Annotated in this window: 10 protein-coding genes; 2 read left to right on the forward strand and 8 right to left on the reverse strand. The window is 66.1% G+C overall.

The annotated features are described in order from the left end of the window. Positions 1 to 252 precede the first annotated feature (252 nt). The 8 genes from XH93_RS24540 to XH93_RS24575 all read right to left on the reverse strand — a co-directional run bounded on the left by XH93_RS24540 (position 253) and on the right by XH93_RS24575 (position 8,975). Positions 253 to 1,137, reverse strand: coding sequence for an alpha/beta fold hydrolase (locus XH93_RS24540; RefSeq protein ID WP_194469459.1), 885 nt, complete (start codon positions 1,135 to 1,137; stop codon positions 253 to 255). Between the two features lie 27 nt (positions 1,138 to 1,164). Continuing rightward, positions 1,165 to 2,577 carry a dihydropyrimidinase gene (hydA, locus tag XH93_RS24545; protein ID WP_210340400.1) on the reverse strand — a complete coding sequence of 471 codons (1,413 nt, stop codon included), beginning with the start codon at positions 2,575 to 2,577 and terminating at the stop codon, positions 1,165 to 1,167. Then, the gene (locus XH93_RS24550) at positions 2,577 to 3,341 is read right to left on the reverse strand and encodes an aspartate/glutamate racemase family protein (protein WP_194469460.1); all 765 of its coding nucleotides are present in this window, start codon (positions 3,339 to 3,341) and stop codon (positions 2,577 to 2,579) included. Before XH93_RS24550 ends, hydA begins: the two co-directional genes overlap by 1 nt. Further along, a complete protein-coding gene (locus XH93_RS24555) occupies positions 3,338 to 4,147 on the reverse strand; it encodes a GntR family transcriptional regulator (RefSeq protein WP_194469461.1) in 810 nt (269 codons plus the stop codon). The genes XH93_RS24550 and XH93_RS24555 overlap by 4 nt, the downstream gene beginning before the upstream one ends. Then, a complete protein-coding gene (locus XH93_RS24560) occupies positions 4,140 to 4,922 on the reverse strand; it encodes an aspartate/glutamate racemase family protein (protein ID WP_194469462.1) in 783 nt (260 codons plus the stop codon). Before XH93_RS24560 ends, XH93_RS24555 begins: the two co-directional genes overlap by 8 nt. A 214-nt stretch (positions 4,923 to 5,136) precedes the next feature. Then, positions 5,137 to 6,441, reverse strand: coding sequence for an MFS transporter (locus XH93_RS24565; RefSeq protein WP_194469463.1), 1,305 nt, complete (start codon positions 6,439 to 6,441; stop codon positions 5,137 to 5,139). Positions 6,442 to 6,681: 240 nt separating this feature from the next. Beyond that, a complete protein-coding gene (locus XH93_RS24570) occupies positions 6,682 to 7,995 on the reverse strand; it encodes an MFS transporter (protein WP_194469464.1) in 1,314 nt (437 codons plus the stop codon). Positions 7,996 to 7,997: 2 nt separating this feature from the next. Beyond that, a complete protein-coding gene (locus XH93_RS24575) occupies positions 7,998 to 8,975 on the reverse strand; it encodes a 2-hydroxyacid dehydrogenase (RefSeq protein ID WP_194469465.1) in 978 nt (325 codons plus the stop codon). A 97-nt stretch (positions 8,976 to 9,072) separates the two neighbouring features. Between XH93_RS24575 and XH93_RS24580 the strand changes: the two genes are divergently transcribed. Together XH93_RS24580 and XH93_RS24585 are read left to right on the forward strand one after the other, a co-directional pair. Then, on the forward strand, positions 9,073 to 9,891 hold the full coding sequence (locus XH93_RS24580; RefSeq protein WP_194469466.1) for a helix-turn-helix domain-containing protein: 819 nt from the start codon (positions 9,073 to 9,075) through the stop codon (positions 9,889 to 9,891). 202 nt (positions 9,892 to 10,093) lie between these two features. After that, positions 10,094 to 11,338, forward strand: coding sequence for a branched-chain amino acid ABC transporter substrate-binding protein (locus XH93_RS24585; protein ID WP_194469467.1), 1,245 nt, complete (start codon positions 10,094 to 10,096; stop codon positions 11,336 to 11,338). Positions 11,339 to 11,353: the final 15 nt, after the last annotated feature.

The following is an 11,353-nucleotide window of genomic DNA, read 5'->3' on the forward strand; positions in this document are numbered from 1 at the left end:
CACCAGCCGGGCCGTCGACCCTTCGAGGCTCGCAAGGGCTCGCACCTCAGGATGACGGTTTGGTTTGCTCAGCTTGCTCGGTGTCATCGCCCGGCTTGACCGGGTGATCCAGTATTCCAGAGACGCCGGTGATAGAAGCGAGAGGCCGCGGCGTACTGGATCGCCCGGTCAAGCCGGGCGATGACAGCGGTGGGTGAGGACAAAGCTTCACACCCTCTCAGGGTGACGGGACGAAGAGCGGGAAGCCGACGATCAATCCTTCATCCCGGTGATCGACGTGCTCATCGCCCTCGGATCGCGCATCGGCCAGCGGCCGCTCTCGACCTGCGCGAGGAAGTCGCCGACGATCCGGTTGTATTCGTCGGGCTCCTCGATGTTGATGGCGTGGCCGCAATTCGGCATCACCGCGAGCGCGGCGGACGGGATGTTCTGCTTCATCAGGATGCCGGGCAACAGGCACGGCCAGTCCTCGTCGCCGGTGATGATCAGCGTCGGCACCGTGATGCGCTTCATCTCCTCGGTCAGCGTGTACAGCGACGGGCGCTCCTTCTGCACGCCCTGCTGGGTGTTGGCCGATCCGACCGCCGAGTGCTCGGCCAGCATCGCCTTGAACTCGGCGTGGCCGCGCGGATCCTTGTTCTCGTACTGCACGCGGGTCGGGCCATAGGCGTAGCGCTCGGCGAAGGCCGGCATGCCGTCCTTGCGGATCGTATTCGCGATCACGTCGGCCTCGGCGCGAAACGTCTCGCGCTTGTCGAGCTCGGCGCCATAGCCGCAGCCGCCGATGCACAGCGAGCGCGCACGCGCATGGTGACGAAGCCCGAAATGCAGCGTGGCAAAGCCGCCCATCGACAGGCCGACGATGTGCGCCTTGTCCGCGCCGATGTGATCGAGCACCGCCAGGATGTCATCGGCGGCACGCGCCTGTGAATAGGACGCGACCTGCTCCGGCACGTCCGACGGCGGAAAGCCGCGCGCATTGTAGGCGATGATGCGATAGCGCTTGCCGAAATGCCGCATCTGCGGCTCGTAGCTGCGCAGGTCGCCGGCGAATTCATGGACCAGGATCACCGGATGGCCCGATCCGGTCTCCTCGAAATAGAGTCGAACTCCGTCATCTGCTGTCGCGTAGGGCATGGTGTTCTCCTGCCTTCTTTTCGCGTGTTACCGAATGGTTGCTGCGGCCGGCGGCTTGGCACGCAGCAGGTAAGCGCCCTGGCCCTTGCTGCCGACCAGCTTGCCGTCGTCGACCACGACCTTGCCGCGCACCATGGTCAGCACCGGCCAGCCGGTGATCTCGAGTCCTTCATAGGGTGTGTAGTCCGAGCCGTCATGGATCAGCTCGTGACGGATCGTCGTCTTGCGCTTCGGGTCCCACAGCGCGATGTCGGCATCCGAGCCGACCGCGATCGTGCCCTTGCGCGGATAGAGGCCGTAGATCTTGGCATGGTTGGTGGCGCTGAAGGCGACAAAGCTGTTGAGGTCGATGCGGCCCTTGACCACGCCTTCCGAGAACAGGATCGGCAGCCGCGTCGCCACGCCGGGGATGCCGTTCGGCACCCAGCGGAAGCTGGTGCGCCCCTTCGGCGCCAGCTTGCCTTCCGGATCGTCGTAGCGGAACGGGCAATGGTCCGACGAGAACACCGAGAACACCTTCTGCTGCAGGCCTTCCCAGCACGCCTGCTGGCTCTCCACATCGCGCGGCGGCGGCGAGCAGACGTATTTTGCGCCTTCCATGTTGAACTGATCGAGATCCTTCTCGGTCAGCATGAGATATTGCGGACAGGTCTCACCCATCACCCGCAGACCGCGCTGCTGCGCGCGGCGGATTTCCTCCATCGCCCCGCGGTTCGAGACATGCACGATCATGATGGGGACATCGACCAATTCGGACAGCGAGATCGCGCGATGGGTGGCCTCGCGCTCGACCGGGATCGGCCGCGAGGTGGCGTGAAAGCGCGGCGCGGTATTGCCGGCGCGCTCCAGCCGGTCGGTGAGAAAGCGGATCGCGTCAAAATTTTCCGCATGCACCATCAGCATCGCACCGGTCTCGCGCGCCACCGACATGGTCTCGAGCAATTCGCGATCCGACAGCGCCAGCCCCTCATAGGTCATGAACACCTTGAGCGAGGTGTAGCCGTCCTCGACCAGCGCCGGCAGCTCCTGCCCCAGCACATGATCGGTCGGATCGGTGACGATCAGATGGAAGGCGACGTCGACATGGCATTCGCCTTCCGCCAGCGCGTGATAGCTCTTGAGCGCCTCGCGCAGCGTCTGGCCCTTCTCCTGCAGGCAGAACGGCAGCACGGTGGTGTTGCCGCCGAACGCCGCCGAGCGCGTGCCGGTGGCAAAGCCGTCGGCCATCACGATGCCGTCACCCGACGGCTGCGCGAAGTGGACGTGGCTGTCGATGCCGCCGGGCAGCACGAGTCGATCCGTCGCGTCGATGATCTCAGCCGCCGCACCGAGATCATGGCCGAGCGCCGCGATCTTGCCGTCACGGATGCCGACGTCGCAGCCAAAGGTATCGGCGGCGGTGACCACGGTGCCACCGCGAATGATGGTGTCGAAGGCCATCAGCGGGCTCCTTGTTTCGGTGAACGGTGTTCGATGACGGCGGCCAGCGGCTCCGCCAGCCCGCGCGTCGGCTTGGGATCGGGCCGGCGGAAGGTGCCGGCGACCGCCTTGCGCGGCCTGAGCACGGCGAGCGTCTCCGCCTGGCGCACCGCGGCGGCGACCGGATCGATCACCGGCACGGGAATTCGATCGCGGACTTTTGCCGCGAGCCCGGCGAGCGGCGCACCGGAGAGAATGACGACGTCGGCGTGATCCTGCTCCACGGCTTGCTTGGCCAGCGCCACCAGCAGCTCTTCCTTCTCGGCCTGCACCTCGGAGATCGACTGGAACGCGCCGTCGAGCGCGCGGACGCCGGCGCAGCGCGCGGTGAGCCCGTGCATGGCGACGCATTCCTCGTACCAGGGCGTCAGCACGCCCGCGAAGGTCACGATGGCAAACCGCCGCCCGACCATGCAGGCGGTAAGCATCGCGGCTTCCGCCAGCCCGACGACCGGAAACGAAAACAGCTCGCGCGCGCCGAACAGGCCGGGATCGCCGAACGCGGCGATGATGGCGGCGTCGATGTCAGGGCCAGCTTCGGCCAGCATTTCGAGCGCGATCGCCCCGCCGATCTGGGCCTCGGCGCGGGTCGCAATATAGGGCACGCCGCGCGACGCGGTGACCGGCACAAGCTCGGTCCCTGCCGAGACCACCTTGCTGCCGGCGGCGTGCAGCAAGTCGGTCACCGCCGCCGTCGTATTGGGATTGAGCAGCAGGATCTTCATCGTTCGGTCTTCCTCGTCTTGCGGCCGCGCGGCTTGATCGGCGGCTTGGCGAGCGGCTCGGACACCGCAGCGGCGGCCGCGTTATCATCCAGCGTTTCGGCGACGATCTCGCCGGTGCGGCGCACATGGTGGGCCAGCACCTGCCCGGCGCGCGCGGCATCGCGATCCCTGAGCGCCGCCAGGATCTCCTGGTGCTCGCGCACCGATTCATCCCAGCGGCCGAGCACCGACAGTGCGAAGAAGCGCGCGCGCTCCGCCCGCGCCAGCAGCGCCTCGTGCGTCGCCTTCAGCACGGCGTTGCGGGCAAAGCCGACGATGGCGGAATGGATCTGCTGGTTGGTCTGAAAATACTCGCGCAGCTCGCCGCGGCCGTGATGCCACTCGATCTTGTCCTGCAGCGCGTCGAGCCGCTCGAAATCGGACGGCTCCATGCGCACGGCGGCGAGCTCGGCGGCGCAGCGCTCGATGCCGCTGACGGCCTCGAACAGCTCGGTCAGCTCGCCGCGGCGGAACGGCGCCACCACCGCGCTGTGGTTGAGCCGCAGCTCGACCAGGCCTTCGCTCGCGAGCTGCTTCAGCGCCTCGCGCAACGGGGTGCGCGAGATGCCGAGCGCGTCGGACAGGTCGGCCTCGCCCAGCGACTGTCCGGGCGACAGCTCGCCGCGGACGATCATGGTGCGCAGCCGTGCCGCCGCCTGCTCGTGCAGGCCGACGCGCGGCACCCGCAAGCGGCGCCGCTGCAGCGCCGTCACCGGCTGCGGCCGCTTGGGATCCTTGTTGCGCCGGCTCGTTCTGATTTCAGTCACGGTTCGCCTTCATTTCGATATTGCCCTCGATCGCCACATTGGCGCGCAAATCGGGATTCGTGAACAGGCTACCCCACCCCGAAATGCGCGACGGATCGCGGCCGGTGGCACGCAGGCACGCCCACAGCGTCACGGCGATCGAATCCAGTACGGGAAGGCCAAATTCCCGCTCCAGCCGCGCGGCGGCGCCGGCGCCCCGCATGTTGGTGCAAAGCACGACGGCGGCATCGCAGCCCTCGCGCACGACCTCCTCGATCAGCGTCGCGACCTCGGCCTCGCGCACCTCGGCAAAGGAGAAATTGTCCTGCAGCGACAGATGCCGCTCGGCAAAGCAATGGAGCCCTTCCGAATTCCAGTTGGCGATGATCCGGTCTTGCACGTCCTTGCGGTACGGCGTCACCAGCCCGATGCGCCTGGCGCCGATCCGCCGCAGCAGGTCGCGATAGGCCAGCACCGTGGTGCACGCCTTGATCCCGGTCGATGCCGTGATCTGCTCGCAGAGCCTTTCGTCGCGATCGAAGCCGAGCCAGCTCGCCGAGGTGCCGTTCCAGGCGATGACGTCGACCTTGGCATGCGCAAGCAATTCGGCTGCGCGCAGGATCTCGCTGGCATCGAACTGGCGCAGCGCCGAATCGGAGAGCGCGATCTCGGTCACCTTGAAGCGCGAGAAATGCACCGAGACGTCGCCGATACCGGCCAGCATCGCATAGGTGATCGGCTCGAGCGCGGTGTTCGAGGACGGCGTCAGCATGCCGAGGCGGACCGGACGTGTCATTCGCGAGCCTCATCAATCGGTGCGCCGGCGGACTCGTTGCACCTCTCCCGCTTGCGGGGGAGGTCGTATCGCATCGTTAGATGCGATACGGGTGGGGGCTCTCTCCACACAAAGGGTGCCGCTCGTGGCGACACCCCCACCCCAACCCTCCCCCGCAAGCGGGAGAGGGAGCGCAGCTTCTTCGCGGTTGGTGCTCGATCCAATCCTAGCATGCTTACACCGGCAGCTTGCGGCTGTAATCGATCAGCGTCGAGCAGATCAACAGCGCGATGCCGGCGGCGGCAAAGTACATCAGCGCCAGGAAGTACGAGCCGGTGGCCTGCACGATGAAGCCGACGATCAACGGCGTGGTGATGCCGGCGATGTTGCCGCCGAGATTCATGCAGCCGCCGAGGAAGCCCGACTTGCCGCGGCCGGCCAGCGCCGAGGGGATCGCCCAGTACATGCCGCACCAGCGCAGGAAGAACAGCGTGGTCGACAGCAGCACCACGACCGCGACCGGATTGGTGACGTAGGCGACCAGGAAGATCGAGACCGTCGCCATCACCGCCGCGATGCCGAACAGGGTGCGGAACACCATGTTCGGCGAGCCGCCCCGCTCCCGCCAGCTGTCGCCGATCCAGCCGCCGACCAGCTCGCCGACGAAGCCGGCGAAGAAGATGATGAAGGACGCGCCGCCGAGCGCCTTGATGTCGAAGCCGTGCACCTTGAACAGGTAGTTCGGCATCCAGGTCAAAAGCCCGTAGAAGGTGGTGTTGAAGAACATCCACCCCAGGCACATGCACCAGACCGAGCGGAAGCGGAAATAGGCTGCCCAGCCCGCACCCGACGCGGCCGGCGTCGCCGCGTCCTCGATCGCATGCGCCTCCTCGAGATAGCGCGCTTCCGCCTCGTTGACGCCGGGATGCTCGCGCGGCGCGTTGCGGATGTACTGCCAGGCCCAGATGCCGCACAGCATGGTGCCGACGCCGGCGATGACGAAGGCCATGCGCCAGGAATCGAAGGCCGCGATCAGCCATGCGATCACGATCGCGCCGAGTGCTGCCCCGAGCGGCGCGCCGCCGTCCAGCAGGGTAGCGCCGCGGCCGCGTTCGGTCTGCGTCATCCAGATCGCGTTGAGCTTGCCGCCGGCCGGATAGATCGGCGCCTCCGAGGCGCCGAGGCCGAGCCGGGTCAAGAGTAGCAGGAACCAGCTGGTCGAGAGCGCGGCGAGCGCCTGGAACGCACCCCAGAAGAATGTCGCCGCCGCGATCACGATCCGCGGCTTGTAGCGATCGGCGAGCATGCCGCCCGGCACCTGCATGAAGGCGTAGGTCCAGAAGAACGAGCTCAGGATCAGGCCCTGCATCGCCGGATCGATGTTGAACTCCTTGGCGATCAGCGGCATCGCGACCGACAGCGAGGCGCGGTCGATGTAGTTGATCGAGATCAGGAACAGCATCAGCAGAAAAATCTTCCAGCGCACGCCGGTTGGCTTCGCCGCGTCCGTCATCGCGATGGTGGACACCTGTTCGCTCATGGCTTCCTCCACTGTCGGCAGATTGATGTTTCCCCGTCGCGTGACCGTCGCCATTGACGGTCATGTCGCCTTGCCCTGCCCGCCGTGAAGTCTGTTCGAATGACGGTGAAACGACAAGCACATTTTGCATTCTGCATACACTTTTTGACAACATATTGATATTACTACATTTATCGACGTAAATGCCTTGTCTTTGAGCAGATCGCTGGTGAGCAGATAGGCAGAGTCCGGCCTGCGCCGTCAGTGCGGCACGCGTCCCGGCACGAGGCGGACGTGTCGCGGCCCCACAATCCAGATCGCCACCGCGGACATCAGACAGAAGGCGATGATCAACACGAAGGCGAGCCGGTAGCTTCCGGTCGCATCATGGATGACGCCGGCCATCCAGGGGCCGGCGGCGCCGCCGCCGATCAGCGCAATGGTGATGGTGCCGAAGATCGCGCCGTAATGCGGTCCCTCGAAGATCTCGGCAACGATCGGTCCCATCACCGAGGTCAGCGCGTAGCCAAAGAAGCCCTGCGCGAACACCATGGCGTAGAGCAGCGCGTGCGACGGCCAAAGCTCCAGCGCGAGCAGCGCCGCGTAGGAGATCACGAAGCCGAGGCAGCCCGCGGTCCAGATCCACTCGCGGCCGATCCGGTCGGACAAGCCGCCGAGCAAGATCTGGCCGGGAATGGCGATGACGCTGACCGCGCCGAGCGCCCACGCCGCGACCAGCGGCGAGAAGCCGATCTCGACGAGATATTTGGTCTGGTGCACCTGCACCGCGTACCAGGCGATCAGCGCCAGGAAGTAACCGAGCGCGATGCACCAGAATCGAAACGTGCGCAGCGCGCGCTGAAGCGTCCATTCGGTCGCCGCCCACGCGGGATCGACGATCGCGGCGGCGCCCCTGCCCGCTGCCTTGTCGATCGGCGTCTTGTCGCCATCCGGGTTTTGCCCGACATCGGCCGGCCCCTTCCGCACCAGCAGCGCCAGCGGCGCGATGCCGAACAGCACCAGCCATCCCATCGCAACGCAGGACGCGCGCCAGCCCTCGGTCAGAATGATGCTTTGCAGCCAGGGCAGCAGCAGCACGGCGCCGACCCCTGCCCCCGCGAACGCAATGCTGATCGCGAGCCCGCGCCGGCGCACGAACCAGTTCGGCAGGAATTGCGAGTGCGCGGTATAGGTCATCATGTTGGCGCCGCCGCCGACCGCGACCCCGAGCGTCGCATAGAGCTGCCACGGGCTTGCGATCCATGGCGCCAGCAACAGGCCGGCCGACATCAGCGCGACACCGCTGAGGATGACGATGCGGGGACCGCGCGCATCCATCACCCGGCCGACGATCGGCGACAGCACGGCCGAGACGAGGAAGCCGAACGAGAACGCGCCTGCCGCAAGGCCGCGGTCCCATTTGAACTCGTCGATCAGCGGCGGCAGCAGCAGCGAGAACGCGGTGCGCCCGGTCACGCCGATCGCCATGGTCACGAAGGCGATCGCGACGATCAGCCAGCCGTAATAGAACGGCAGCCGCGCCTGCCAATGCTTTGCACCCTGCTCCGCCGGCATGATCAATTCGCCGCCGCGACCGCGTTGAGCGGCGGTTCGCCGCGCGCCGTCCGCTCGATATTTTCAGCGATGAGGCCGGCGCGCGATTCGAGCATGCCCTCGGTCCAGCCCGAGACATGCGGCGTCATGATCACATTGCCCAGGGTATGGAACGGCGCCGTGGATGGCGGCGTGACGCCTGCAGCGGTCGGGTAGCGGTACCAGACGTCGAGCGCAGCGCCGGCCAAACGCCGTGCAGCAAGCGCGTCATGCAGCGCCTGCTCGTTGACGATTTCCGCTCGCGCCACGTTGATGAGGTAGGCTTGCGGCTTCATCAGGGCGAGCCTGTCGGCGTCGAGCAGATCGCGCGTCTCCGGCGAGAGCGACAGCGTGATGGCGAGATAGTCGGAGAGGCCGAGCAGCTCGTCGAGCCGTTCCGGTCCGCCGACGAACATCAGCTCGCGCGGCACATCGGCCTGCGCCTGCCGTCTGACGGCGCAGACTTTCATGTCGAACGCATGCGCGCGCCGCGCCAGCGCTTCGCCGATATGGCCGAATCCCAAAATTCCGAGCGTCTTGCCGGCAAGCTCCGGCCACAGCGGCGGCGCCGGCGTATCGACCGACCACTGGCTCTCCCATTGGCCGGCCCTGAGCTTCTGGTCGATGCGCTGAAAATTTCGCGTCAGCGCGATCATGGCGCCGATGACGTATTCGGCGATCCCCGCCTCGTGGCCGTAGGCATTGGCGAGCGCCAGTCCGGCGCGAAGTTGCGACCGGTCGATGCGGTCGAGGCCCGCGCCCGGCACCTGCACGAGGCGCAGCTTCGCGCCCGCAGAGGCAAATTGTTTCGTGAACGCCATCGAAACCAGAACATCCGCATCGCCGAGCTGATCGACGACAGCAGCTTCGTCGCCCGCGACGATCTCGCAAGGCATGGTCAGGTGCCGCCGCACCGGCTCGACCAGACGGACCGCAAACGATCCGGCGAACACAGCCTTCATCTGTTCGATCCTCTTTGTCGACGGCACTTGTCGTGCAACTTCTTGCTCGGCACTATCGCCGCGCGTCTGTCGGCAATCAACTACGTGCCAGGTAGTCATGACCATGCTATCGAGCTTTCCATCGCGGCTGGTCGACGCGCGCAAGCGGCGCGGCCTGTCGCAGCTGCAGCTGGCGTCGATTGCGGATTGCTCGCAGCGCCATATCAGCTTCCTCGAACTCGGCCGCACCCGGCCGAGCCGCGAGATGGTGCAGCGGCTGTCGGTGGCGCTCGCGCTGTCGCTGCGGCAGGCGAACGATCTGCTGCTGGCCGCGGGCTTTGCGCCGACCTGGTCGGAGACGCCCTATGGCGCCGAAGCGCTGGCGCCGATCAGACAGGCGCTCGACTTCATGCTGGCGCAGCAGGAGCCATATCCGGCCGTAGTGGTCGACCGCCGCTGGAATCTGCTGCAAGCCAACAACGGCGCCGTTGCCATGGTGGAATTTCTGGTCGGCCCGCTCGACCCGGGCGCAGCGGTCAATCTCGCCGATGCGCTGGTGGCGCCCGACGTGCTGCGGCCTCACCTCACCAACTGGCCTGAGGTCGTCGCCTATTTCGTGCGCAGCGTCGAGGCCGATGCCGCCGCCGACGGAACGGCGGAGACCGCGGCGCTGCGCGACCGCTTGCGCGGCTACGCCGGCGTGCAAGCAAGCCTCGCCGCGCCTTCCGCCGAGACCGCCAGCGGCCCCGTGCTGCCGATGCGATTTGCCAAAGGCGCGGTCACGCTCGAGCTGTTCACGACGCTCGCCACTCTCGGCACGCCGCAGGACATCACCTTGCAGGAGCTGCGCATCGAGAGCTTCTTCCCGATGAACGACGCGACCCGCGAGGCGTTCCGGCAATGGGCGTCGGCGCCGACGAGCGGCCGGGCGCGCTGATCCTGCGGCCAGCCGTACAAGAACGGCGCCCTCGAATCCCGCATGGTGGAATGTGGACGATGCGGATGCGCCGCACATCCGCTGCTGAATGACGAGGCACCTCGCGGAATATTCCCAGTGGCGGCGGGCGCCGGGTCCGTGTTACGATTTTGCTTCAGCGCCGCAAAAACAAAAAAGCGGACACATAGGGGAGGACTGCACCATGCTGCGAGGCAAGTGGTTGACGGCGTTCTTCGGACTCATGCTCGCGATCGCCGGTGGCGGTCAAGCGCTGGCACAAGGCACCATCAAGGTTGCTTACACCGATCCGCTTTCAGGGCCATTCGCGCAGATCGGCGACGCCAACCTGAAGCAGATGCAGTACATCATCGACTACATCAATTCCAAGGGCGGCGCGCTCGGCAAGAAGTTCGAACTGGTGCCGTTCGACAACAAATCGCAGCCGTCGGACGCGCTGATCGCGCTCAAGAGCGCCACTGACCAGAACATGCCCTTCATCATGCAGTGCAGCGGCTCGAACATCGCCGCCGCGCTGATCGACGGCGTCAACAAGCACAACGACCGCAACCCGGACAACCGCATCATCTATCTCAACTGCGGGGCGGTGGCGCCGGAGCTGACCAACGAGCAGTGCAGCTTCTGGCACTTCCGCTTCGACCTGCATGCCGGCATGAAGGCCGAGGTGATGGTGCGCGCGCTGCCGAAGGAAACCACAAAGGTCTATCTGATCAACCAGGATTACCTGTTCGGCCAGTCGGTGCAGCGCGAGGTGAAGAACTATCTCGGCAAGCTGCGGCCCGACATTCAGGTGGTCGGCGACGAGTTGATTCCGCTCGGCAAGATCAAGGATTTCTCGCCCTACATCACCAAGATCAAGGCGTCAGGCGCCCAGGCCCTGCTGACCGGCAATTGGGGGCCGGACATGAACCTGCTGATCAAGGCAGGCATCGATGCCGGCGCCGATCTGCGCTACTACACCTTCTACGCTCATCTCGCCGGCGGACCGACCGCGATCGGCGCCGGCGGCGACAACCGCGTGCTGGCCGTGATGTCTTACGGCGAGAACGTCGCGCCGGAGATCGGCAACAAGGAAGCCGAAGCCTTCACCAACGGCTTCCGCGAGAAGCACAAGTTCGACTTCTCCGCTGCCGGCTTCCGCACCATCTTCGAGTATCTGCAGGCCGCGGTGAACAAGGCGGGTTCGGTCGAGCCGGCCAAGGTCGCCACCGCGATGGAGGACCTCACCGTCAAGGACTTCCTCGGCTTCGACACCAAGATGCGCAAGGAAGACCACCAGATCATCAGCGAATATTTCGTCGGCACCTTCAAGAAGGGCGTCAAGTATGACGCCGAAGGCACCGGCCTCGGCTGGGCCACCTCGGCGACGATCCTCGCCAAGGACATCGACCAACCCAACACCTGCAAGATGAAGCGCCCGGGCGCCTGACCGGCACAACAGTCG

It is taken from the genome of Bradyrhizobium sp. CCBAU 51753 (assembly GCF_015291565.1).
In the GTDB taxonomy this organism is placed as follows: domain Bacteria; phylum Pseudomonadota; class Alphaproteobacteria; order Rhizobiales; family Xanthobacteraceae; genus Bradyrhizobium; species Bradyrhizobium ivorense.

Coding starts and splice junctions, on each gene's coding strand:
- XH93_RS24570 (WP_194469464.1), bottom strand. CDS start 7,995: ATGCCGGCGGAGCAGGGTGCAAAGCATTGGCAGGCGCGGCTGCCGTTC.
- XH93_RS24540 (WP_194469459.1), bottom strand. CDS start 1,137: ATGCCCTACGCGACAGCAGATGACGGAGTTCGACTCTATTTCGAGGAG.
- XH93_RS24585 (WP_194469467.1), top strand. CDS start 10,094: ATGCTGCGAGGCAAGTGGTTGACGGCGTTCTTCGGACTCATGCTCGCG.
- XH93_RS24560 (WP_194469462.1), bottom strand. CDS start 4,922: ATGACACGTCCGGTCCGCCTCGGCATGCTGACGCCGTCCTCGAACACC.
- XH93_RS24550 (WP_194469460.1), bottom strand. CDS start 3,341: ATGAAGATCCTGCTGCTCAATCCCAATACGACGGCGGCGGTGACCGAC.
- XH93_RS24565 (WP_194469463.1), bottom strand. CDS start 6,441: ATGAGCGAACAGGTGTCCACCATCGCGATGACGGACGCGGCGAAGCCA.
- XH93_RS24575 (WP_194469465.1), bottom strand. CDS start 8,975: ATGAAGGCTGTGTTCGCCGGATCGTTTGCGGTCCGTCTGGTCGAGCCG.
- XH93_RS24580 (WP_194469466.1), top strand. CDS start 9,073: ATGACCATGCTATCGAGCTTTCCATCGCGGCTGGTCGACGCGCGCAAG.
- hydA (WP_210340400.1), bottom strand. CDS start 2,577: ATGGCCTTCGACACCATCATTCGCGGTGGCACCGTGGTCACCGCCGCC.